The following is a 22,241-nucleotide window of genomic DNA, read 5'->3' as shown; positions in this document are numbered from 1 at the left end:
TAAAATTATTGTTATGTGGTCGGATGAGTTACTACTGTAGCCGTCGCGAGATAAAAGGGAAAAGGGGAATGTGGTGATTGTGATGGGATTCAAAAAAGAGGCCGCGACCCGGAGAAAACAGGCCGGATAAGCACAGCGCCATCCGGCATCGTTTTTAAACCTCTTCAACGCTCACCTGCATTGCCGCCAGCGCATTACGCGCTGATTTCAATACCTGTTCGCACAGTTCAATGGTTAGCGTGAGCGGTGGCTCGATACGAATTGTTTTCGCATTATTCAGCGTACCAGCGACCAGCACGCGTTGACGGAACATCTCACTGGCAAAACGGTAGCCCGTTTCGTTATCGACAAATTCAATGGCTATCAACATACCTTTGCCGCGCGCATCGTGTACCAGATTGGGATATTCACGCGCAAGTTGTCGAAAACCATCCAGGAGCGTATCGCCTTTTTGTTCCGCCTGGGCCGGGAGATTTTGCTCCAGCAGGACGTTAATGGTCGCCAGCGCGGCAGCACAAGCCAGCGGATTACCGCCAAAAGTGGTGGTATGCAGGAAGGGATTGTCGAACAGAACCGAAAACACCTCTTCAGTCGCGATGGTGGCGCCAATCGGCATCACGCCGCCGCCCAGGGCTTTCGCCAGACACAGAATATCAGGCTGCACATTTTCGTGCTCACAGGCAAACATCTTGCCGGTACGCCCCATGCCGGTTTGTACTTCATCCAGAATCATCAGCGCGCCGAATTCGTCACAGAGCTTACGTACCTCTGTCAGGTATCCCTGCGGCGGCAGGATCACGCCGCCTTCACCCTGAATAGGCTCCAGAATCACGGCTGCTATCTCGTCGCCCGTTTTTTTGCCTTCGCTAAATGCCATGCTCATCGCGTCGATATTGCCAAACGGCACATGGCGGAAGCCCGGCAGTAAAGGCATAAAGGGTCTGCGGAAGGTGGATTTGGCCGTGGCGGAGAGCGCGCCCAATGATTTGCCGTGAAATGCGCCGCTGGTGGCGATAAAGGTAAACTTGCCGCGTGGCGACTGATACGCTTTTGCCAGTTTTAGCGCCGCTTCGACGGATTCGGTGCCGCTGTTACAGAAAAAGCTGTACTTGAGTTTCCCCGGTGTCAGCGCCGCCAGCGTTTTTGCCAGCATCGCCCGCAAGGGGTCAAGTAACTCCTGGCTGTGGAGAGGTTGTTTTGCGAGTTGATTCTGGACGGCGGATACCACAACAGGATTACGGTGCCCCACGTTAAAGATGCCAAACCCCCCAAGACAGTCGATAAACTCCTGCCCCTGGGTGTCGACAAGCGTATTCAAACTGCCTGCTTGCCACTCTACGGCTCCGTAATCCCCGCCGGCGGTAACAGATTTCCGGTATTCCAGAAATCCTGGATTTACATGCTCTTTAAAGTAGTCAATGACCTCTCGGTTTAGTGCTTTCATTTCCTCATGGTTTAGCGTTCGCTTCTCGATGAGATTCAGTGCGTGCGCGCTACAGGCCAAAGCCGATGCGCTGGAAGGTAACCTGTTCAAAATGAGCTCCAGAGGGCCGTGTATCACATGATACTGAATTAAGTATTGCAGGGATTAGCGGGGTCTAAGCCCATAGTGAAAATCGGGATAAACACCAGGGATAATCACATTTACACAACATTTAATGTCATGTGTTAACAATTGGATGCATTTTGAGCAGATCTTGTTTTATGGTTTACGGTGTGTTGCGTTAGCAGCGGCGTGAGAAAAAGGTGAGCCAGGGCAGATTTTAAAGAAAAAGGTTGTCCACGCTAAACAATTTCATAATGAAAATAAGGCGCAGGATGAGGTGAAAATCGTACAAATATTAAGGATTAATCGCAAATTGCGATCCAGAGCAATTTTAACAACTAAAGATAAATAGATTAGCGCCGAAATAACATCTGAGCGAAAAATTAACATCCAGATAACCTGCACAGGACGCTATCATGTCTTCTCATCCCTACGTCAGCCAGCTAAATACCCCGCTGGATGATGATACCACTCTGATGTCTACGACCGACCTGGAAAGCTATATCACTCACGCCAATGACACTTTTGTCCAGGTGAGCGGCTATCAGTTAAACGAGTTACTGGCGCAGCCACATAATCTGGTGCGTCATCCGGATATGCCGAAAGCTGCCTTCGCAGATATGTGGTACACCCTAAAACAGGGCGAACCGTGGAGCGGCATTGTGAAAAACCGGCGTAAAAACGGCGACCATTATTGGGTGAGGGCCAACGCGGTACCGATGATACGTGAAGGGCGTGTGACGGGATATATGTCGATCCGTACCCGCGCCACGGATGATGAGATTGCCGCCGTCGAGCCTTTATATCAGGCGCTAAATGAAGGGCGGTGTAGTAAACGTATTCATAAAGGCCTGGTGGTTCGTCAGGGCTTGCTGGGCAAACTGCCCGCTATGCCTGTTCGCTGGCGAGTGCGTAGTATTATGGGGCTAATGGCCGTAATGCTGGCGTTGGCGCTGTTCGGTACGGATGCCTCATGGCAGGCGTTGTTGTTGGGCGCGTTGGCGATGCTGGCAGGTACGGCGCTATTTGAATGGCAAATTGTGCGTCCCATTGAAAATGTGGCGACGCAGGCGCTGAAAGTGGCGACCGGCGAACGCAACAGCGTACAACACCTTAATCGTAGCGATGAGTTGGGGCTGATGCTGAGGGCCGTGGGGCAGCTTGGCTTGATGTGCCGCTGGCTGATCAATGACGTATCAAGTCAGGTTTCCAGCGTCAGAAACGGCAGTGAAAGGCTGGCGAAGGGTAACAATGATCTGAACGAACACACCCGTCAGACCGTGGAGAATGTTCAGGAAACGGTAACGACCATGAACCAGATGGCGGAGTCCGTGAAGCTCAATTCCGAGACGGCTTCCGCTGCGGATAAGCTTTCCATGGCGGCCAGTAGCGCGGCGACTCAGGGAGGTGAGGCGATGGATACGGTGATTAAAACGATGGATGATATCGCTCACAGTACGCAACGTATCGGGACGATCACCACGCTAATTAACGATATCGCTTTTCAGACGAATATCCTGGCGCTGAATGCGGCGGTAGAAGCGGCGAGAGCGGGCGAGCAGGGGAAAGGGTTTGCCGTGGTTGCTGGCGAGGTACGTCATCTTGCCAGCCGTAGCGCTAATGCGGCGAACGATATTCGTAAATTAATTGACGCCAGCGCAACAAAGGTGCAGTCAGGCTCCGAGCAGGTTCACGCCGCAGGCCGTACCATGGATGACATTGTAGCCCAGGTGCAAAATGTCACCCTGCTTATCGCACGGATCAGCCAGTCGACGCAGGAACAGACAGATGGGCTTTCCAGCCTGACTCGCGCCGTGGACGAGTTGAACCGCATAACCCAGAAGAATGCGGCGCTGGTGGAAGAGAGCGCACAAGTCTCCGCAATGGTAAAACACCGTGCCAGCCGGCTGGAGGATGCGGTCACGGTACTGCATTAAGTTTATTTGTAGGTAGCAACGGTAATGACATCCGCCCGGTAGCAATAAGCTTACCGGGCGGATGCGCTCTGATAGAAGGCGGTGCCTGCCATCATAGAGAGTACCAGTGGCCTGTGATGTTAAAAATAATGTGATATTTATTCCTTCTCCCTTTCCTACCTATTAATAGGTATAAACTCAGTTAATAAATAAGAAATGGTTAACCTTTTAGCGTATTTCTTTCATTATTAGTGCCAATTTATGTCACTTTTGGTTCATCTTTCTGTGAACAATAAAAATTACTTACTAATAATGTTCAGAAATAAAAAGCGATCAATATCATAAAGTTAGTAACATTATTGCCGATAAATCTTCCTGTATGAGGATATGCAATCCCAGGGAGAAAATATGTTTTTGCATAACATTAAAATACGTTCAAAATTATTTATGGCCTTTGGCTTATTCATTGTTCTCATGGTGGTGAGTTCCGCTCTGTCTTTGTTTAGCCTTGATCGGGCTAATACGGGTATGCAGGACATTATTACCAATGATTATCCCACCACGGTAAAAGCCAATCTGTTAATCGATAATTTTAATGATTTCATCATCGCGCAGCAGCTCATGTTACTGGATGAAGAGGGGCGCTGGAGCCAGAGCTCGCAGAAAGAACTCAGTGAGATAAGCCAGCGCATTTCGGCGCTACTGGATGAGCTTTCCAGGGAAAATAGTCACGATGCGGATTCACAGAAAATCATTAATGAGATCCGTGAAGCGCGCCAGCAATACCTGGAGTCCAGATTCCGTATTTTGAAAGATATTCAAAGCAATAATCGTCAGGCGGCCATTCAGGAGATGATGACCAGAACGGTGCAGGTGCAAAAAGTCTATAAGGACAAAGTCCAGGAACTTATCGCTGTTCAGGACGCGCAGATGCATGAAGCGAGCGTGCAGGTCAAAGAGGATTTTAAAAATAATCGGACGCTGTTAATCACTTTGGCGCTGATAAGCATCGCCGCCGGAGGCGTAATGGGATGGTATATTGTGCGTTCTATTACCCGGCCGCTTGATGACGCAGTACGCTTTGCCGAGGCGATTGCCGATGGCGATCTGACTCGCCATATCACCACCGACTATAAAGATGAAACAGGCGTACTACTGCAAGCGTTAATGGCGATGAAAACGCGTCTACTGGATATCGTACAGGAAGTGCAAAACGGTTCGGAAAGTATCTCCACAGCGGCGGCGCAAATTGTCGCCGGTAACCAGGATTTGGCGGCGCGTACGGAAGAGCAGGCCAGCTCGGTTGAAGAAACGGCGGCGTCGATGGAACAGATTACCGCCACGGTTAAAAATACGGCTGACCATACCAGTGAAGCGACCAAACTCTCTGCCGGCGCCGCCAGCGTAGTGAAAAACAATGGGGAGATGATGAATCAAGTGACGCAGAAAATGCGCGTCATTAACGATACGGCAAATCGTATGTCGGATATCATCAATATCATTGATTCCATTGCCTTTCAGACCAATATTCTGGCGCTGAACGCGGCGGTTGAAGCGGCGCGCGCGGGCGAACATGGACGTGGTTTTGCCGTTGTCGCCGGAGAGGTTCGCCAGTTGGCGCAAAAGAGCGCCTCGTCATCCAGTGAAATCCGTAATTTGATTGAAGATTCAACCAGTCAGACTCAGGAAGGGATGCACCTGGTGGAGAAAGCCAGCGCCCTGATTAATGGCATGGTGGATAACGTCGAAGAGATGGATGTGATATTACGTGAGATTGGGCAGGCCAGCCGCGAGCAAACTGACGGTATTTCGCAGATTAACAGCGCGATTGGCCTGATTGACGCCGCCACGCAACAAAACTCCTGCCTTGTGGAAGAGTCTGTTGCCGCCGCGGCGTCGCTGAACGAACAGGCGTTACATTTAAAAGAGCTGGTTAACGTGTTCCGCGTCCGCGAAGAGGACACGCAGCCCGCTTAATCCAGTTCGGCGATTTCCAGCGCCGCGCGATCAATCACGCCGATAATGCGTTTGATTTGCGCGTCGTTGATATCGCTGTGGTTTATCCGCAGATCCAGCACGGCCTTGAAGTTATCCAGCGCCCGCTTCATCTGCGGATTTTTACGTAACTCCATGCCCACACAACGGGCTTTTAGCCGCGCCTGAATATGCGTCAGGTGTTCGCGATTTTCATCAAGCCATTGCGCGCCGTTCGCGGTAATCGCGATTTTTTTCCGCCCTCCTTCTTCGTCGCTAATCGTGATAAATTGCTGATCCTGTAAAAAATCCAGCGTAGGGTAGATCACGCCAGCGCTTGGCGTATAGCCGCCCCCCGTCAGGTTTTCTATCGCTTTAATCAGTTCATAGCCGTGGCTGGCGTCCCGGGTCAGGATATCAAGAATGACCAGCCGAAGTTCCCCGTGGCCAAAAAATCGCTGACGTCGACCACCGCCCTGTCCATGACGACCACAGCCGTGTCCGTGACGGTGCTCGCCGCCGCAACTGGCGTTCTCATGCTGATGCGCGCTATGGCAGCCTTCATGCTGATGTTCTCGATCTTTGCAGCAACCATCGTGCATATGATCCCGGTTTTTGCAACACCCTTCATGTTGATTTTGCATCATTGCCTCCTGCTTATTTAGATATATCTAATTTATATCTAAATGATGGTTTTTAGCAAGGATAAAAGCGCTTGTTGATATAATCTATTAATTTATAACGTTTTATTTTGAAGTTGTGATTAGCGATGTGTTGCCAGAACACTATCAAAAAACAGTTGCATTTTTACTGATTAACAATCATTATCATTTAAAACTTTAATTTAGATATATCGTATTACTTCACGAAGGCAAAAAATGACGACATCATCCGTACGCTACCCACAGCGTGTTCGTAATGAGCTGCGTTTTCGCGAGCTGATCGTTCTGCGGGTAGAACGTATTAGCGCAGGATTTCAGCGGATCGTACTTGGCGGCGAGGCGCTGGACGGTTTCATCTCCCTGGGCTTTGACGATCACACGAAAGTTTTTTTCCCTGAGCCAGGCTGTCGCTTTACGCCTCCGACAGTCACTGAGGAAGGCATTATCTGGGGGGAGGGCGTTCGCCCGGTCTCCAGGGATTACACGCCGCTGTATGACGAGGCGCGTCGCGAGCTGGCGCTGGATTTCTTTATCCACGATGGCGGCGTAGCCAGCCGTTGGGCAATGGAAGCCCGTGAAGGCGATACACTGACGATCGGCGGGCCGCGCGGTTCGCTGGTGGTGCCGGAAGAGTATGCCTGTCAGGTTTATGTCTGCGATGAGTCCGGTATGCCTGCGCTACGTCGTCGTCTGGAATCGCTTAGCCGTCTGCCTGTGCGCCCTGCGGTAACCGCGCTGGTGAGCATTCAGGATGCGGCATACCGCGATTATCTCGCCCATTTGACGGATATTACTGTGGAATATGTTGTTGGCGGCGATGAACAGGCAATGCAAACGCGCCTGTCGCAGCTGACAATACCAGAATCAGACTATTTCATCTGGATTACTGGCGAAGGCAAAACGGTAAAACGTTTAAGTCAGTGCTTTGAAAAGGGGTTTGATCCACACCTGGTACGTGCGGCAGCCTATTGGCATCGTAAATAGCGGTATGGGGCGAGCCCTGTCAGAAACAAAAAAGCCACTCTTTAGAGTGGCTTAATTATATGATTTTAAAGCTAAAATTTGGTGGCCCCTGCTGGACTTGAACCAGCGACCAAGCGATTATGAGTCGCCTGCTCTAACCACTGAGCTAAGGGGCCGTGGCGGTGGATTATAATGTAACTTTACGCTGTAATCCAGCCGTAACCGTGCGGGTGCTGTTTTTATAAACAATGTGTTTTCAACCCGTTATACTTAAAGAACGTTGTATTGCTCAGGAGTAATAATGGTTAAGGACATACTGGCGCCAGGGCTACGGGTGGTTTTTTGCGGCATCAATCCGGGACTCTCCTCGGCGAATACCGGCTTTCCGTTTGCGCATCCCGCGAATCGTTTTTGGAAAGTTATTCATTTGGCCGGTTTCACCGATCGACAGTTGAAACCGGAAGAGGCGGAAAAATTACTGGATTTTCGCTGCGGGGTAACGAAACTCGTCGATCGACCGACGGTACAAGCGACTGAGGTGAAGTTGCATGAATTACGTAGCGGCGGACGCAACCTGATTGAAAAAATAGAGGACTACCAGCCCGCAGCGCTGGCGGTGCTTGGTAAACAGGCTTTTGAACAGGGATTCAGCCAGCGTGGTATCGCCTGGGGTAAACAAAAGATCGCCATTGGCGCGACGATGGTGTGGGTGTTGCCGAATCCCAGTGGCTTAAACCGAATTAAAACGGAAAAACTGGTCGAGGCCTATCGCGAACTGGATCAAGCGCTCATTATGCGTGGGCTATAGCAATGGGGAATGAGGGCGCGAATACTCGCGCTGTGTAGAAATTCTGCAGGCCAAATAGGGCGCTTGCGCATGGCCTGATAAAAAAACGCCGCCTTGCGGCGGCGTTTATACGTGTGCGGCGAATTAATCGTCGAGGAAGCTGCGCAGCACTTCAGAACGGCTCGGGTGGCGCAGTTTACGCAGCGCCTTCGCTTCGATCTGACGGATACGTTCGCGGGTAACATCGAACTGTTTACCCACTTCTTCCAGCGTGTGGTCGGTGTTCATATCGATACCGAAACGCATACGCAGCACTTTCGCTTCACGAGCGGTCAGGCCAGCCAAAACGTCGTGAGTGGCGGCACGCAGGCTCTCGGTAGTGGCAGAGTCCAGCGGTAGCTCGAGGGTGGTATCCTCGATGAAATCACCCAGATGCGAATCTTCATCGTCGCCGATCGGCGTTTCCATGGAGATTGGCTCTTTGGCAATCTTCAGCACCTTACGAATTTTATCTTCCGGCATCAGCATCCGTTCAGCCAGCTCTTCCGGCGTTGGCTCGCGGCCCATCTCTTGCAGCATCTGGCGAGAAATACGGTTGAGCTTGTTGATGGTCTCAATCATATGCACCGGAATACGGATGGTGCGCGCCTGATCGGCGATAGAACGGGTGATCGCCTGACGGATCCACCAGGTTGCATAGGTGGAGAACTTGTAGCCGCGACGGTATTCAAACTTATCTACCGCTTTCATCAGACCGATGTTGCCTTCCTGAATCAGATCAAGGAACTGCAAGCCACGGTTGGTGTATTTCTTAGCGATAGAAATAACCAGACGTAAGTTCGCTTCAACCATCTCTTTCTTCGCACGGCGGGCTTTCGCTTCCCCGATGGACATTCGACGGTTGATGTCTTTCACCTGTTCGATGGTCAGACCGGTCTCTTCTTCAATCTGCCGCAGTTTTTGCAGACAGCGTTGCACTTCTTCCGCGACATCGTGCAGTTTTTCCGACCACGGTTTGTTCATCGCGATAGCGGCGTTGAACCAGGTTTCGCTGGTTTCGTTACCGGTAAACAGCGTGATAAAGTTCTTCTTCGGCATTTTGCACTGCTCGACGCAGAGCTTCATGATCAGACGTTCCTGGGTACGCACGCGATCCATCATCACGCGCATACTGTTGACCAGATAGTCGAATTGCTTCGGTACCAGACGGAACTGTTTGAACACTTCAGACAGCTTCAGAATCTCTTCCTGCGCGGCAGCATGGCTGCGGCCTTTCGCTTTGATGGTGTCGCGCGTAACGACGTATTGCGCGCGCAGCTCAGCGAATTTTTCGCGTGCCAGTTCAGGGTCAATGCTGTTGTCGTCATCGGCGGCGTCATCGTCGCCGTCTTCTTCATCTTCGTCTTCGTCATCATCCAGGTCTTCCTGGGAGAGTTCAGAACCGACGTGAGTTGCGGTCGGCGCCATCTCTTCTTCCGCGTTCGGATCGACAAAGCCGGTGATAAGATCGGACAAACGAGCCTCTTCAGCCTCAACGCGATCGTACTGTTCCAGCAGATAGGTAATGGCTTCCGGGTATTCGGCAACGGAGCATTGAACCTGGTTGATCCCGTCTTCGATACGTTTAGCGATGTCGATTTCGCCTTCCCGGGTCAACAGTTCAACAGTGCCCATTTCACGCATATACATGCGTACCGGGTCAGTCGTACGACCGATTTCAGACTCAACACTGGACAGAACTTGTGCAGCAGCTTCTTCCGCATCTTCATCGGTGCTGGTGGTATTTTCAGCCAGCAGCAGATCATCGGCATCAGGCGCTTCTTCCATTACCTGAATACCCATGTCGTTGATCATTTGGATGATATCTTCAATTTGATCTGAATCGACGATATCTTCCGGCAGATGGTCATTGACCTCAGCATAGGTCAGATAGCCTTGCTCCTTACCACGGGTGACAAGAAGTTTCAGCTGTGACTGCGGGTTTTGCTCCATAAGACGGTATCCACACTTATTCGTTTGATTGGTGTCGACGGTATAGCTGTCGACATTTAAAGCGAGGGCATACTTATATTTTGGCCGCTGCCTCTCACTGCGGCTGTCGGGGGCTTCCCGATCGATATGCGGCATTTAAGCCGTTAAATTCATTTTCTGGCCAGCTCCTGGTTTAACGTCCAGAGCTCTCGGCGTTCTTCGCTGCTTAAACCGTGAGTGCGATCGCGAGCGATCAGCTCTTCTTGTCGCAGTTGCAGCAGCGAATCAAACATATGGTTGAGTGAGTCGGTAAAGGTCTTTTCGGCAATCGCCTTATCTGCTATATCGTCCCACATCGATAATTTTTCAAGGGTCGCAGCATCATTTGTGCCACGGTAGAGTTCCAGAAGTTGTCCGGTAGTAAGACCTGGCTGAGCCAAACAAGTTTTGACCAATTCTTTAAATAAGCCAAGTCCAGGCAGCTTATTCTGATCCAGCGCGTCTAAGGGCGGCACTAACGGCGCGAGATCCGGATTTTGCACCAGTAATCCTATCAGTATACGCATGGTCGTGCGTTTTAGCTGCGGAGCCGGGCGGGAAACGCCGCTTTCCGCCTGTTTTGGCACTAAACGATCAAGCTGACTATCATCGAAAATGCCTAACTTCAGCCCCAACGTCTGGCGCAACTGAATACGGTGTGCGTCGCCAGGCACCTGATTAATGAGCGGCAGCGCCAGTGCGGCTAACTGCGTGCTGCCATCCGGCGAGCTTAAATCCACCTGCGGCAGGAGGCTATTAAACAGAAACGTAGAGAGCGGCTGCGCCTGCTCCATCCGCGCTTCAAAAGCCGCCTTGCCTTCTTTACGCACCAGCGTATCCGGGTCTTCGCCGTCAGGTAAAAACATAAAGCGTACCTGCCGACCGTCGGTCATATAAGGCATTGCTGTTTCCAGCGCTCTCCAGGCGGCATCACGGCCAGCCCGGTCGCCGTCGTAACAGCAAATTACGTTGTTCGTCGCCCGGAATAACATATGCATATGGTCTGCCGTGGTTGAGGTACCCAGCGAAGCGACCGCATAGTTAATGTCGTATTGCGCTAGTGCGACGACATCCATATAACCTTCGACCACAAGCAAGCGTTGCGGTTCAGCACTATATTGCTGAGCCTCATAAAGACCATATAGCTGGCGGCCTTTATGGAAAATGTCCGTTTCCGGAGAGTTAAGGTATTTCGGCGTGTCGTTCCCCAGTACTCGACCGCCAAAACCAATCACCCTGCCGCGTTTGTCCCGAATAGGGAACATGACCCGATTACGGAAACGATCGTAAGTGCTGCCCTGCTCGTTATTGACCAGCATCCCGGCATCCAGCAACAATGCCTTGTTATCGCTGTTATTACCGAAGCGCTTTAACGCGTTATCCCACCCTGGCGGCGCGAAGCCAATGGCGAAACGCTGAATAATTTCAGCGCTCAGACCGCGCTTTTGCAGATAGTCACGCGCAGGTTTTGCCGCAGGATGGGTAAGCGACTGCTGATAAAAGTCATTCAGACCATTCATCAACTGATAGAGGTTTTGCCGTTGATGGCGCTCTATCTGGCTAAGCCCGGTGCCTGCTTCATAGGGAATTTCCAGGTTATGCATGGCCGCTAATTCTTCGACGGTTTCGACAAATTCGAGTTTGTCGTAATTCATTAAAAAGTCGATCGCATTGCCATGCGCGCCGCATCCAAAGCAGTGATAAAACTGTTTTTCACCGTTTACGGTGAAAGAAGGGGTTTTCTCATTATGGAATGGACAACACGCGTGATAGTTCTTGCCCTGTTTCTTGAGTTTTACGCGCACGTCGATCAGATCGACGATATCGGTTCTCGCCAGCAGGTCATTAATGAATACGCGTGGGATTCGTCCAGCCATATGCCCCTTTTATACACGTCATTCTTCAGGCTGCGTAGTGTTGGCTACGTTTGCTCACCCCTGTCGCTGACTTGCGTAAGCGCCGGGGACTTGCTCTCTTGCCGCCTGGACGCAGCATGAATGATTTTGTGTATATGCTAATGCATAAACGAAAACAAGCCGCGCATTCCTTTCGGAAGCACGGCCTTACAACTACAACTCGATCTGAATTGAGAGCAGCCCGCTCTCAAAAGATTAGTACAGACGAGTACGGCGTGCGTTTTCGCGAGCCAGTTTCTTCGCGTGACGTTTCACTGCAGAAGCTTTAGCGCGCTTACGTTCGGTCGTCGGTTTTTCATAGAACTCACGACGACGAACTTCCGCCAGAACACCTGCTTTTTCGCAGGAACGCTTGAAGCGACGCAGAGCTACGTCGAACGGCTCGTTTTCACGTACTTTAATTACCGGCATGTGCCTCTCACCTTTGATTAATTCGGTTTGCCGCTGGCATCAACGCCAGCTTATTTCAAAATGGTGCGGAATTTTACTGCAATTGCTGCTGCTTTGTAAAGCACCGCGGCCTTTTTTGAACGGGACTTTTATAAGGTGAGGGAGTATACACGAAGTCGGGACTGAGGGTATACATCCACCCGCATTCGACCTACACTGCGCGGTATTAGAGCGAGGTAAAACAAGTCATGCGTGTACTGGGTATTGAAACATCCTGCGATGAAACCGGCATCGCTATTTACGACGACAAAAAAGGTCTGTTAGCCAACCAATTGTATAGTCAGGTGAAATTACATGCTGACTACGGCGGCGTAGTGCCTGAACTGGCTTCCCGCGATCATGTGCGTAAAACCGTGCCGCTGATTCAGGCGGCATTAAAAGAAGCCGGTCTGACGGCGAGCGATATCGACGCGGTGGCCTATACCGCAGGCCCGGGCCTGGTCGGCGCGCTGCTGGTCGGCGCAACCGTCGGGCGTTCGCTGGCATTTGCCTGGAATGTGCCGGCCATTCCTGTACACCATATGGAAGGTCATCTGCTGGCGCCAATGCTGGAAGATAATCCCCCGGAATTCCCGTTTGTGGCGCTACTGGTCTCCGGCGGACATACGCAGCTCATTAGCGTGACCGGAATCGGTCAGTACGAACTGCTGGGAGAGTCGATTGACGATGCCGCCGGTGAAGCGTTTGATAAAACCGCCAAATTGTTGGGGCTGGATTATCCTGGCGGCCCGATGCTGTCGAAAATGGCGTCGCAGGGGACGGCGGGACGTTTTGTCTTTCCGCGCCCGATGACCGATCGCCCGGGGCTGGATTTTAGTTTTTCCGGTCTGAAAACCTTTGCCGCTAACACCATTCGTAGTAATGGCGGCGACGAACAAACTCGCGCTGATATCGCGCGCGCTTTTGAAGATGCGGTCGTGGATACGCTGATGATCAAGTGCAAGCGCGCGCTGGAAAGCACCGGTTTTAAGTGTCTGGTCATGGCGGGCGGCGTCAGCGCTAACCGCACGCTGCGCGCGAAGCTTGCCGAAATGATGCAAAAACGCCGCGGCGAAGTGTTCTATGCGCGTCCGGAGTTTTGTACTGACAACGGGGCGATGATCGCCTATGCCGGAATGGTGCGGTTTAAGGCGGGCGTTACGGCGGATCTTGGCGTAACGGTACGTCCGCGCTGGCCGCTGGCCGAGCTGCCGGCGGCGTAAAAGCGGAGAAAGGGGGCGACATCATGCCGCCCCAACGGGTTTACAGCAAAACGACGGGCATCCACAACAGCCTGGAGACGATCAGCAGCACCAGGAAGATCAGGCCGAAAATCGCGCCTAACCACGCCAATGGTGGAAGGGTGACGCGCGGCGGATTCGATATGTACGCCCATCACCAAGCTATTGCCGGTCAACCCTTGTGAGCCGATCCCCAGACGGTTGAGGCCCTCTTCCAGACGCAGTTCCAGCTCAATCTTTCTGGCGTTTCTTTTTCAGCTTCGTCTAGATTTTCGTCTCCTGGCGACGCCACAGACGCTGGATGTTGTCATGATGGCGCAGCAAAATGAGACATGACAGCATCGATACCGGGAAGGTGAACTGCGGTTTAAACCACCAGACGTAAAACGGCGCAATCAAGGCGCTGATAATCGCCCCTAACGATGAATAACCGCTTAACAGGACCGTCAGCAGCCAGGTGCCAGCCATGACGCCGGTTAAATCCCAGCCGATGGGCGCAATGGCGCCAAACGCGGTTGCTACGCCTTTCCCGCCTTTAAAGCCAAAAAAGACCGGCCAGATATGCCCCAGACAGGCGGCGATAGCGATAAGCCCCAGCCAGAAAGGGGTAACGCCTAACGCATACGCGCCCCAGACGGGCAACATGCCTTTAAGGATGTCAAAAATAAGTACCGCGACAGCCGCTCCCTTGCCACCGATTCGTAATACGTTCGTCGCGCCCGGGTTGCCGGAGCCGCTTTCTCGCGGATCGGGCAGCCCGGCGATGCGGCAAACCAGAATGGCACTGGAAATTGAGCCGCAGAGGTACGCGAAGAGGATCATTCCAGGCGCGATTGCACTCATAAGCTGTTCCGTATTGAAAGTGTCGTTTTATTTACTATTTCTGTGGATAATACGCACATTTCGCCGGAAGTGGTATCCGGGTTAGCCAAAAAGCAGGCAGGTCGTGATGGATATTGTATTTATAGAGCAACTTTCGGTAATCACCACTATCGGTGTTTACGACTGGGAACAGACTATCGAGCAAAAACTGGTGTTCGATATCGAAATGGCGTGGGATAACCGTAAGTCGGCGAAAAGCGATGATGTCGCAGATTGTCTAAGTTATGCGGATATCGCCGACACGGTGATAAATCATGTCGAAGGCGGGCGTTTTGCTCTGGTCGAGCGCGTGGCGGAAGAGGTGGCGGATCTGCTGCTTAGCCGATTCAATTCTCCGTGGGTTCGCATCAAACTGAGCAAGCCTGGCGCCGTCGCGCGCGCGGCGAACGTAGGGGTAATTATTGAGCGTGGCAATAATCTGAAATAAAAATAAATAATTTTATATTTTTTAAACCAAACGGTTATATATGGGGTCTTAACGCGAGATCCATTTTTGCAGTGTTTTTCATTTTAGGGGTTTATTGATGAGCGATATGCACTCGCTGCTGATAGCGGCAATTTTGGGTGTGGTCGAAGGATTGACGGAGTTTTTGCCGGTATCCAGCACGGGCCATATGATTATTGTGGGTCATCTGCTGGGGTTTGAAGGCGATACGGCCAAGACATTCGAAGTGGTGATTCAACTTGGATCTATTCTGGCGGTCGTGGTGATGTTCTGGCGGCGGTTGTTTGGCCTCATCGGTATTCACTTTGGCCGCCCGCTACAGCGTGAAGGTGAAAGTAAAGGTCGATTAACGTTGATTCACATCCTGCTGGGCATGATTCCGGCGGTGGTGCTGGGGTTAGTCTTTCATGACACGATCAAGTCGCTATTTAACCCAATTAACGTGATGTACGCGCTGGTGGTAGGCGGTCTGTTGCTGATTGCCGCCGAGTGCCTGAAGCCGAAAGAACCGCGCGCGCCGGGGCTGGATGATATGACGTATCGTCAGGCGTTTATGATTGGCTGTTTCCAGTGTCTGGCGCTGTGGCCGGGCTTCTCGCGTTCCGGAGCGACCATTTCCGGTGGGATGCTGATGGGCGTCAGCCGTTACGCCGCCTCTGAGTTCTCGTTCTTACTGGCTGTGCCGATGATGATGGGCGCAACGGTTCTGGATCTCTACAAAAGTTGGTCATTCCTGACCGCAGCGGATATTCCGATGTTCGCAGTGGGCTTTGTGACGGCGTTTGTGGTGGCGCTGATCGCTATCAAGACCTTCCTGCAACTGATTAAGCGTATCTCGTTTATTCCGTTTGCGATTTACCGCTTTGTGGTGGCGGCTGCCGTTTACGTTGTTTTCTTCTGATGATTGACCTGCCGGATGGCGGCGTACCGCCTTGTCCGGCCTAACTGTTTTGTCGGTCTGATAAGTGCAGCGCCATCAGGCAATTTATCGTGCTGGATGGCGTTTAGCTGGCGGGGTTCGGGCAGCGCTTCTCTTTCCAGTTGGCGACCGCTGCAATTCGTCGCTTCGTCAGCTCCTCGCGAATCTCAATGCCCTTAAATCCGGCCTCCACCACCTCTTTCGTCGGTACCGCTTGGGCCACCTGCCAGGCTTCGCGCAGCCAGCGCCCCTGCGGGTAATCCGACGCTTCAAAGCCGGTACGTCCACGGACATCGGCTTCGCTGGTCAGCGCAATCTGCTCGACGCGCTGCGGTTTACGCCATGCATCAATGGCGTCAAACAGCTTAACGATCGTTTTCGGCTGGAGTATCGGAAAGGTGTGGATCAGATCATGGTACTCGGCGACCAGTTTAGCTAAATCACGTAGGTCATTGGGGACGCGCAAACGCTGGCATAGCTGTTCGACCAGTTTCACGCCCGCCGGGCCGTGGCCATGATGGCGCGGCCAGAGGTTTTTCGGCGTTAAGCCTTTGCCCAGGTCATGACAAAGCGTGGCGAAACGAACATCAAGCTGCGGACTGAGCATGGCGGCCATCGACAGCGTCATCAACGTATGAACTCCGGTATCAATTTCCGGATGCCACTTTGCCGGCGCGGGTACGCCAAACAGGGCGTCGATTTCCGGAAACAGGACGCGCAGGGCGCCGCAGTCGCGCAATACCTGGAAGTAAACCTGCGGATTACGGGTGGTAAGCGCATTTTCCGTCTCTTTCCATACCCGTTCCGGCGTCAGATGTTCCAGCTCGCCTGCCGCGGTCATTTCGCGCATTAGCGCCAGTGTTTCATCGGCGATACGGAAACTAAGATGAGCGTAACGGGCGGCAAAACGCGCCACGCGCAATACGCGCAAGGGATCTTCGCCAAACGCGGGAGAGACATGTCGCAGTAGACGCGCCTCCAGATCCCGGCGCCCGTGGTAAGGGTCGATAATCTGGCCGTCATCGTCGCGCGCCAGAGCATTAATGGTCAGATCGCGACGCTGGAGGTCGGCTTCCAGGGTAACGTCCGGCGCGGCATAACAGGTGAAGCCCGTGTAGCCGGAACCGGATTTACGCTCGGTACGCGCCAGCGCATATTCTTCGTGAGTTTGCGGGTGGAGAAACACAGGAAAATCACGGCCTACCTGCTGGTAGCCCGCATCAAGCATCTCCTGCGGCGTGGCGCCGACAACGACCCAATCTTTATCTTTAACCGGTAGCCCTAACAACGCATCCCGAACCGCACCACCGACCAGATAAATCTTCACGCCACTTTCCTTTTAAAAACGATCATCCTCTAATGATAAGACAGTGCCGCAGAGAAGGCGATTTAGTTCATCCAGCGGTCTTTGCGTTTACGGCTTGGGATCATATGCGGCAGCACCAGCCCTAACAGCAAGCCAATACCCAATACGCCGCCGCCATACATAAACCACTGCATAATAATGGTGCGCTGTTTGTCATCCAGTTGCAGATTCGCGGCGCTAACTTTTTTCTGCGCGACAATCAGCTCGTTTTTCAGCTTCTGGTTCTCTTCTTTTAGCCCGTTGATGATGCTGTCGCTTTGCGCCACTTTCTGCTGCATATCGGCGGTGCGCTGATTCCACGTGGTATCAATATTGTTGAGTTTATCGGTCAACGTTTTGACCTGATTTTCCAGATCCGGCACGCGGGTACGCAGGCTTGGTGTGGTATTCAGTTCTTTTAACGGTATCCAGGCAGTACGACCAGAACTGTCTTTAATTTGACCATAGTTGGCATCGCTCTGTAAGAGCGTGACTTCCTCGCCGGCGTTGACGGTACCCACAAGGCGATAATTATCTCCCGGACCGCTGCGGACCCAGGTATTCAGTTCATCAGAAACGTAACGCGTCTCTTCAGCATGAGAGACGGCGGTGGCGCTAAGCGCAAGTAAAGTTAGTCCAATCAGGCGTAATTTTGGCATCAGGCTGTCGTTATTGTCAGAGAAAGTGGAACGATAGTAACGGCATCAGTGTCGCTACGCAAAGTAGTCGACATCAATCGGAATCATCTGTGTCGCCTTTGCCGCTACGTCAAACTTTTACGCCCGTCAAATTGCTCGTTGCATGGCAATTTGGCGCAAAATACTATCTACTGACAAAAATAATGCGGGTAAGTTCGCCAAGAATCTTCCCAGATGTGACATAACCCATAAGTACAAGGCCATGGCTCAGGAAATCGAATTAAAGTTTATCGTCAATCACGACGCCGTAGATGCGCTGCGAAATCATCTTCATACGCTCGGCGGCGAGCATCATGCGCCCAGCCAGTTGCTGAATATCTACTTCGAAACGCCTGATAACTGGCTACGCCGCCATGATATGGGGCTGCGTATTCGTGGTGAAAATGGGCGCTATGAAATGACCATGAAAATTGCCGGCCGGGTAACGGGCGGGCTGCACCAGCGACCCGAATACAATGTCGCGCTAAGCGAACCCGTGCTGGATCTGACGCAACTTCCGGCGGAGGTCTGGCCGGATGGTAACCTGCCCGCCGGCCTGGCATCAAGCGTACAGCCGCTGTTCAGTACCGATTTTTACCGGGAAAAATGGTGTCTGGACGTTGATGGCAGCAGGATTGAAATTGCGCTCGATCTCGGCGACGTAAAAGCGGGCGAGTTTGCCGAACCGATTTGTGAGCTGGAGCTTGAGTTGCTTCGCGGCGATACGCGCGCCGTGTTAAAACTGGCGAAGCAACTGCTGTCGCAAACCGGTTTGCGTCAGGGCAGTCTGAGTAAGGCGGCGCGAGGTTATCACCTGGCGCAGGGGAATGCGCCGCGAGAGAATACACCAACGGCAATTCTGCGGACTGCCGCGAAAGCCACGGTAGAGCAAGGGCTGGAGGTCTCGCTGGATCTGGCGTTGTCACAGTGGCAGTACCATGAAGAGCTCTGGCTGCGCGGCGACGAGTCGGCGGAAGAACATGTGCTGGATGCTATGGGATTAGTGCGCCATGCCTTAATGCTTTTTGGTGGCATTGTTCCACGTAAAGCGAGCGCTCACTTACGTGATCTACTTACCCAGGCGGAAGCGACGATGACATCCGCGGTGTCCGCCGTCACAGCCGTTTATAGTACGCAAACGGCGATGGCGAAACTGGCATTGACGGAATGGCTGGTGACGAAAGCCTGGCAGCCATTTCTGGACGCGAAGGCGCAGGCCAAAATGGCCGATTCTTTTAAGCGTTTCGCCGACATTCATCTTTCTCGTCATGCTGCTGAATTAAAAAAAGTTTTTGGACAACCTCTGGGTGATAAGTATCGCGACCAGTTGCCGCGTTTGACTCGCGATATCGACAGCGTTTTACTGCTGGCCGGGTATTATGATGCGATGGTCGCGCAGGCATGGCTGGAAAACTGGCAGGGATTGCGTCACGCCATTCTTACCGGACAACGTATTGAAATTGAACATTTCCGTAATGAGGCCATTAACCAGCAGCCGTTCTGGTTGCACAGCGGAAAACGATAATCAGAACCGTAGAAAGCGCCTGATGACGCTGCGCTTATCAGGCTTACGGTATGCGGACTTGTAGGCCGGATCAGGCGAAACGCCGCCATCCGGCATTATTTAAAGGATATCCCCTAAATGACGCCGCTCTCTTCACCCTTATCGCAGTACTGGCAGACCGTTGTTGAGCGCCTACCAGAAGGATTTACTGAGACATCGCTTAGCGTGCAGGCGAAGTCAGTACTTACATTTAGCGATTTTGCGCTGGATAGCGTGATAGCGCATCCGGAGTGGCTTGCCGAACTGGAATCCGCATCGCCGCAGGCTGATGAATGGCGACATTATGCTGGCTGGTTACAGGAGGCGTTGGCAGGTGTCTGTGACGACGCCTCGCTGATGCGTGAACTGAGGTTTTTTCGTCGTCGCATCATGGTACGCATCGCCTGGGCGCAGACGCTGTCGCTGGTGGACGATGAGACTATTTTACAACAGTTGAGCCATCTGGCGGAGACGCTCATTGTGGGGGCGCGCGACTGGCTGTATGCCGCCTGTTGCCGCGAATGGGGAACCCCCTGTAACCCGCAGGGCGTTCCGCAGCCGCTGTTGATTTTAGGCATGGGCAAGCTGGGCGGCGGCGAACTGAATTTTTCGTCTGATATCGATCTGATTTTCGCCTGGCCGGAACATGGCGAGACTCGGGGCGGGCGTCGTGAACTCGATAACGCCCAGTTTTTTACGCGTCTCGGGCAGCGGCTGATCAAAGCGCTGGATCAGCCCACAATGGATGGTTTTGTCTATCGGGTGGACATGCGCCTGCGACCGTTTGGCGACAGCGGCCCGCTGGTACTGAGTTTTGCCGCGCTGGAGGATTACTATCAGGAGCAAGGACGCGACTGGGAACGCTACGCTATGGTGAAAGCGCGGCTAATGGGCGATAACGACGACGCCTGGTCTCGTGAATTACGCGCCATGCTGCGGCCTTTCGTTTTCCGCCGCTATATCGATTTCAGTGTCATCCAGTCGCTACGTAATATGAAAGGGATGATCGCCCGCGAAGTGCGACGCCGCGGTTTGAAAGACAACATTAAACTTGGCGCGGGCGGTATTCGGGAAATTGAGTTTATCGTGCAGGTATTCCAGCTCATCCGCGGCGGGCGCGAGCCGTCGCTACAGTCGCGTTCGTTACTGCCAACGCTGGATGCTATCGCTGCGCTGCATTTGCTGCCTGAGAATGACGTGGCGCAACTGCGCGTGGCCTATCTTTTTCTACGTCGTCTGGAGAATCTGCTGCAAAGCATCAATGACGAACAGACGCAAACGTTGCCTGCCGACGATCTGAATCGGGCGCGGCTGGCCTGGGGAATGAAGGCGGAGAACTGGCCGCAGCTTGTTGGCGAACTGACGGATCATATGGCTAATGTACGCCGCGTATTCAACGAATTAATTGGCGATGATGAAGCCGATACCCCGCAGGAGGAAGAACGTTCAGAGCCGTGGCGTGAAGTATGGCAGGATGCGCTACAGGAGGATGATTCGACGCCAGTGCTGGCGCATTTAGCCGATGAGGATCGGCGACAAGTTCTGACCCTCATCGCTGACTTCCGTAAGGAACTGGATAAACGCCCTATCGGCCCGCGCGGGCGGCAAGTGCTGGACCAACTGATGCCGCACCTGCTTGCTGATGTCTGTTCTCGCGAAGACGCCGCTGTTACGCTATCGCGGATAACGCCGTTGCTGGCGGGGATTGTCACTCGCACCACCTATCTGGAGCTGCTGAGCGAATTTCCCGGCGCGCTGAAACACCTGATTATGCTCTGCGCCGCTTCGCCAATGATAGCGAGCCAACTGGCGCGTTATCCGTTGTTGCTTGATGAACTGCTCGACCCCGGCACTCTTTATCAGCCGACGGCTACCGACGCTTACCGCGACGAATTACGCCAATATTTGCTGCGCGTGCCGGAAGAGGACGAAGAACAACAACTGGAGGCATTACGCCAGTTTAAACAGGCACAGCTTTTGCGGATTGCGGCGGCGGATATTGCCGGTACGCTGCCGGTGATGAAAGTAAGCGATCACCTCACATGGTTGGCGGAGGCGATGATTGATGCTGTGGTGCAGCAGGCGTGGACGCAAATGGTTGCGCGTTATGGTCAGCCAGCGCATCTGGACGAGCGCCAGGGGCGGGGGTTTGCGGTTGTCGGTTATGGCAAGTTGGGCGGATGGGAGCTGGGCTACAGTTCCGATTTGGATCTCATCTTCCTGCATGACTGTCCGATGGACGTCATGACCAACGGCGAACGCGAAATCGACGGGCGGCAGTTTTATCTGCGCCTGGCGCAGCGCATCATGCATCTGTTCAGTACGCGCACTTCCTCCGGCATTTTGTATGAGGTGGATGCGCGTCTACGCCCCTCTGGCGCGGCGGGAATGCTGGTGACTTCAGCGGACGCGTTTGCCGATTATCAGCAGCATGAAGCCTGGACCTGGGAACATCAGGCATTGGTACGCGCTCGCGTGGTATATGGCGACCCGCAGCTTACCTCACAGTTTGATACGGTGCGCCGCACTATCATGACGACGGCGCGCGACGGCAAGACATTGCAGACTGAAGTGCGTGAAATGCGCGAGAAAATGCGGGCGCATCTCGGCAATAAGCATCGTTATCGTTTTGATATTAAAGCTGATGAAGGCGGTATTACGGATATTGAGTTTATCGCGCAATATCTGGTACTGCGCTACGCTCATGAAAAACCTAAATTAACGCGCTGGTCTGATAACGTGCGCATCCTGGAGCTTCTGGCGCAAAACGGCATTATGGATGAACACGAGGCGCAGGCGCTGACGGTAGCCTACACCACACTGCGTGATGAACTGCACCACCTGGCGTTGCAGGAGCTTCCCGGTCATGTGGCGCAGACGTGTTTTAGCAAAGAGCGCGCGCTGGTGCAGGCAAGCTGGCGGAAGTGGCTGGTAGCCGTTTGAATTATGCTATTATCGCGCGCAAATTTTGAATCTCTCAGGAGAC

General features: G+C 52.9%; 17 protein-coding genes, 1 tRNA gene and 2 pseudogenes. 9 read left to right on the top strand and 11 right to left on the bottom strand.

Features of this window, described 5'->3' with window-relative positions; all coding sequences use genetic code 11:
• Positions 1-154: 154 nt before the first annotated feature.
• On the bottom strand, positions 155-1,534 hold the full coding sequence (ygjG, locus tag ACQ29O_RS20000; protein ID WP_001576371.1) for a putrescine aminotransferase: 1,380 nt from the start codon (positions 1,532-1,534) through the stop codon (positions 155-157).
• Between the two features lie 428 nt (positions 1,535-1,962).
• Between ygjG and ACQ29O_RS19995 the strand changes: the two genes are divergently transcribed.
• Both ACQ29O_RS19995 and ACQ29O_RS19990 read left to right on the top strand, forming a co-directional pair.
• Positions 1,963-3,483 (top strand): methyl-accepting chemotaxis protein, encoded by a 1,521-nt coding sequence (locus ACQ29O_RS19995; RefSeq protein ID WP_000094642.1) that lies wholly within the window; start codon positions 1,963-1,965, stop codon positions 3,481-3,483.
• Between the two features lie 387 nt (positions 3,484-3,870).
• Entirely contained in the window at positions 3,871-5,439 is a 1,569-nt protein-coding gene (locus tag ACQ29O_RS19990; protein WP_000478463.1) for a methyl-accepting chemotaxis protein, read from the top strand.
• On the opposite strand, the gene ACQ29O_RS19985 is transcribed toward ACQ29O_RS19990, so the two are convergent.
• Positions 5,436-6,083, bottom strand: a complete 648-nt coding sequence (locus ACQ29O_RS19985) for a PadR family transcriptional regulator (RefSeq protein WP_000983441.1) — start codon at positions 6,081-6,083, stop codon at positions 5,436-5,438. The genes ACQ29O_RS19990 and ACQ29O_RS19985 overlap by 4 nt on opposite strands.
• 231 nt (positions 6,084-6,314) lie before the next feature.
• Between ACQ29O_RS19985 and ACQ29O_RS19980 the strand changes: the two genes are divergently transcribed.
• The gene (locus ACQ29O_RS19980) at positions 6,315-7,082 is read left to right on the top strand and encodes a siderophore-interacting protein (RefSeq protein ID WP_000213760.1); all 768 of its coding nucleotides are present in this window, start codon (positions 6,315-6,317) and stop codon (positions 7,080-7,082) included.
• A gap of 79 nt (positions 7,083-7,161) precedes the next feature.
• On the opposite strand, the gene ACQ29O_RS19975 is transcribed toward ACQ29O_RS19980, so the two are convergent.
• Positions 7,162-7,237, bottom strand: a tRNA-Ile gene (locus ACQ29O_RS19975).
• 125 nt (positions 7,238-7,362) lie between these two features.
• Between ACQ29O_RS19975 and mug the strand changes: the two genes are divergently transcribed.
• Positions 7,363-7,869: a G/U mismatch-specific DNA glycosylase gene (mug, locus tag ACQ29O_RS19970; protein WP_000237776.1), complete on the top strand. Its 507-nt coding sequence runs from the start codon at positions 7,363-7,365 to the stop codon at positions 7,867-7,869.
• A gap of 123 nt (positions 7,870-7,992) precedes the next feature.
• Here mug and rpoD read toward each other — a convergent pair whose 3' ends face one another.
• The 3 genes from rpoD to rpsU form a co-directional block, all read right to left on the bottom strand.
• The gene (rpoD, locus tag ACQ29O_RS19965; protein WP_001519776.1) at positions 7,993-9,840 is read right to left on the bottom strand and encodes an RNA polymerase sigma factor RpoD; all 1,848 of its coding nucleotides are present in this window, start codon (positions 9,838-9,840) and stop codon (positions 7,993-7,995) included.
• A 149-nt stretch (positions 9,841-9,989) separates the two neighbouring features.
• Positions 9,990-11,735, bottom strand: a complete 1,746-nt coding sequence (gene dnaG / locus ACQ29O_RS19960) for a DNA primase (protein ID WP_000918865.1) — start codon at positions 11,733-11,735, stop codon at positions 9,990-9,992.
• A 234-nt stretch (positions 11,736-11,969) separates the two neighbouring features.
• Complete coding sequence (gene rpsU, locus ACQ29O_RS19955; RefSeq protein WP_001144069.1) at positions 11,970-12,185, bottom strand: 30S ribosomal protein S21; 216 nt, start codon at positions 12,183-12,185, stop codon at positions 11,970-11,972.
• A gap of 227 nt (positions 12,186-12,412) precedes the next feature.
• On the opposite strand from rpsU, the gene tsaD reads away from it, so the two are divergent.
• Positions 12,413-13,426: a tRNA (adenosine(37)-N6)-threonylcarbamoyltransferase complex transferase subunit TsaD gene (gene tsaD / locus ACQ29O_RS19950; RefSeq protein WP_001264392.1), complete on the top strand. Its 1,014-nt coding sequence runs from the start codon at positions 12,413-12,415 to the stop codon at positions 13,424-13,426.
• Between the two features lie 122 nt (positions 13,427-13,548).
• Here the strand turns inward: tsaD and ACQ29O_RS19945 are convergent.
• Positions 13,549-13,692 (bottom strand): annotated as a pseudogene (locus ACQ29O_RS19945) (fumarate hydratase); the annotation flags it as partial.
• A 16-nt stretch (positions 13,693-13,708) separates the two neighbouring features.
• On the bottom strand, positions 13,709-14,287 hold the full coding sequence (plsY, locus tag ACQ29O_RS19940) for a glycerol-3-phosphate 1-O-acyltransferase PlsY (RefSeq protein ID WP_253336076.1): 579 nt from the start codon (positions 14,285-14,287) through the stop codon (positions 13,709-13,711).
• 106 nt (positions 14,288-14,393) lie between these two features.
• Here plsY and folB point away from each other — a divergent pair, with 106 nt between their 5' ends.
• Both folB and bacA read left to right on the top strand, forming a co-directional pair.
• Positions 14,394-14,753 (top strand): bifunctional dihydroneopterin aldolase/7,8-dihydroneopterin epimerase, encoded by a 360-nt coding sequence (folB, locus tag ACQ29O_RS19935; RefSeq protein ID WP_000355776.1) that lies wholly within the window; start codon positions 14,394-14,396, stop codon positions 14,751-14,753.
• A gap of 97 nt (positions 14,754-14,850) precedes the next feature.
• Positions 14,851-15,672, top strand: a complete 822-nt coding sequence (bacA, locus tag ACQ29O_RS19930) for an undecaprenyl-diphosphate phosphatase (RefSeq protein WP_001281933.1) — start codon at positions 14,851-14,853, stop codon at positions 15,670-15,672.
• Here the strand turns inward: bacA and ACQ29O_RS19925 are convergent.
• The 3 genes and pseudogenes from ACQ29O_RS19925 to ACQ29O_RS19915 form a co-directional block, all read right to left on the bottom strand.
• Positions 15,671-15,755, bottom strand: a pseudogene (locus ACQ29O_RS19925) (hypothetical protein); the annotation flags it as partial. The gene bacA and the pseudogene ACQ29O_RS19925 sit on opposite strands and share 2 nt — an antisense overlap.
• Before the next feature lie 20 nt (positions 15,756-15,775).
• A complete protein-coding gene (locus ACQ29O_RS19920) occupies positions 15,776-17,017 on the bottom strand; it encodes a multifunctional CCA addition/repair protein (RefSeq protein WP_000708447.1) in 1,242 nt (413 codons plus the stop codon).
• A gap of 62 nt (positions 17,018-17,079) precedes the next feature.
• Positions 17,080-17,694 carry a TIGR04211 family SH3 domain-containing protein gene (locus ACQ29O_RS19915; RefSeq protein ID WP_001125341.1) on the bottom strand — a complete coding sequence of 205 codons (615 nt, stop codon included), beginning with the start codon at positions 17,692-17,694 and terminating at the stop codon, positions 17,080-17,082.
• A 241-nt stretch (positions 17,695-17,935) separates the two neighbouring features.
• Here ACQ29O_RS19915 and ACQ29O_RS19910 point away from each other — a divergent pair, with 241 nt between their 5' ends.
• Together ACQ29O_RS19910 and glnE are read left to right on the top strand one after the other, a co-directional pair.
• Positions 17,936-19,237, top strand: a complete 1,302-nt coding sequence (locus tag ACQ29O_RS19910; RefSeq protein WP_000046227.1) for an inorganic triphosphatase — start codon at positions 17,936-17,938, stop codon at positions 19,235-19,237.
• 117 nt (positions 19,238-19,354) lie between these two features.
• Entirely contained in the window at positions 19,355-22,198 is a 2,844-nt protein-coding gene (gene glnE, locus ACQ29O_RS19905) for a bifunctional [glutamate--ammonia ligase]-adenylyl-L-tyrosine phosphorylase/[glutamate--ammonia-ligase] adenylyltransferase (protein ID WP_000188308.1), read from the top strand.
• The last annotated feature ends 43 nt before the right edge of the window (positions 22,199-22,241 follow it).

This window comes from Salmonella sp. GDC200615 (assembly GCF_050574145.1).
GTDB classification, from domain to species: domain Bacteria; phylum Pseudomonadota; class Gammaproteobacteria; order Enterobacterales; family Enterobacteriaceae; genus Salmonella; species Salmonella enterica.
Note: the sequence above shows the minus strand (reverse complement) of the source record. Positions and strands in the feature narration are given on the sequence as shown.

Excerpts from the sequence above, each read along its gene's own strand:
- glnE (WP_000188308.1), top strand. The coding sequence starts at position 19,355 with ATGACGCCGCTCTCTTCACCCTTATCGCAGTACTGGCAGACCGTTGTT.
- folB (WP_000355776.1), top strand. The coding sequence starts at position 14,394 with ATGGATATTGTATTTATAGAGCAACTTTCGGTAATCACCACTATCGGT.
- ACQ29O_RS19985 (WP_000983441.1), bottom strand. The coding sequence starts at position 6,083 with ATGATGCAAAATCAACATGAAGGGTGTTGCAAAAACCGGGATCATATG.
- ACQ29O_RS19910 (WP_000046227.1), top strand. The coding sequence starts at position 17,936 with ATGGCTCAGGAAATCGAATTAAAGTTTATCGTCAATCACGACGCCGTA.
- dnaG (WP_000918865.1), bottom strand. The coding sequence starts at position 11,735 with ATGGCTGGACGAATCCCACGCGTATTCATTAATGACCTGCTGGCGAGA.
- mug (WP_000237776.1), top strand. The coding sequence starts at position 7,363 with ATGGTTAAGGACATACTGGCGCCAGGGCTACGGGTGGTTTTTTGCGGC.
- rpsU (WP_001144069.1), bottom strand. The coding sequence starts at position 12,185 with ATGCCGGTAATTAAAGTACGTGAAAACGAGCCGTTCGACGTAGCTCTG.
- ACQ29O_RS19990 (WP_000478463.1), top strand. The coding sequence starts at position 3,871 with ATGTTTTTGCATAACATTAAAATACGTTCAAAATTATTTATGGCCTTT.
- rpoD (WP_001519776.1), bottom strand. The coding sequence starts at position 9,840 with ATGGAGCAAAACCCGCAGTCACAGCTGAAACTTCTTGTCACCCGTGGT.
- tsaD (WP_001264392.1), top strand. The coding sequence starts at position 12,413 with ATGCGTGTACTGGGTATTGAAACATCCTGCGATGAAACCGGCATCGCT.
- ACQ29O_RS19980 (WP_000213760.1), top strand. The coding sequence starts at position 6,315 with ATGACGACATCATCCGTACGCTACCCACAGCGTGTTCGTAATGAGCTG.
- bacA (WP_001281933.1), top strand. The coding sequence starts at position 14,851 with ATGAGCGATATGCACTCGCTGCTGATAGCGGCAATTTTGGGTGTGGTC.
- ACQ29O_RS19915 (WP_001125341.1), bottom strand. The coding sequence starts at position 17,694 with ATGCCAAAATTACGCCTGATTGGACTAACTTTACTTGCGCTTAGCGCC.
- plsY (WP_253336076.1), bottom strand. The coding sequence starts at position 14,287 with ATGAGTGCAATCGCGCCTGGAATGATCCTCTTCGCGTACCTCTGCGGC.
- ACQ29O_RS19995 (WP_000094642.1), top strand. The coding sequence starts at position 1,963 with ATGTCTTCTCATCCCTACGTCAGCCAGCTAAATACCCCGCTGGATGAT.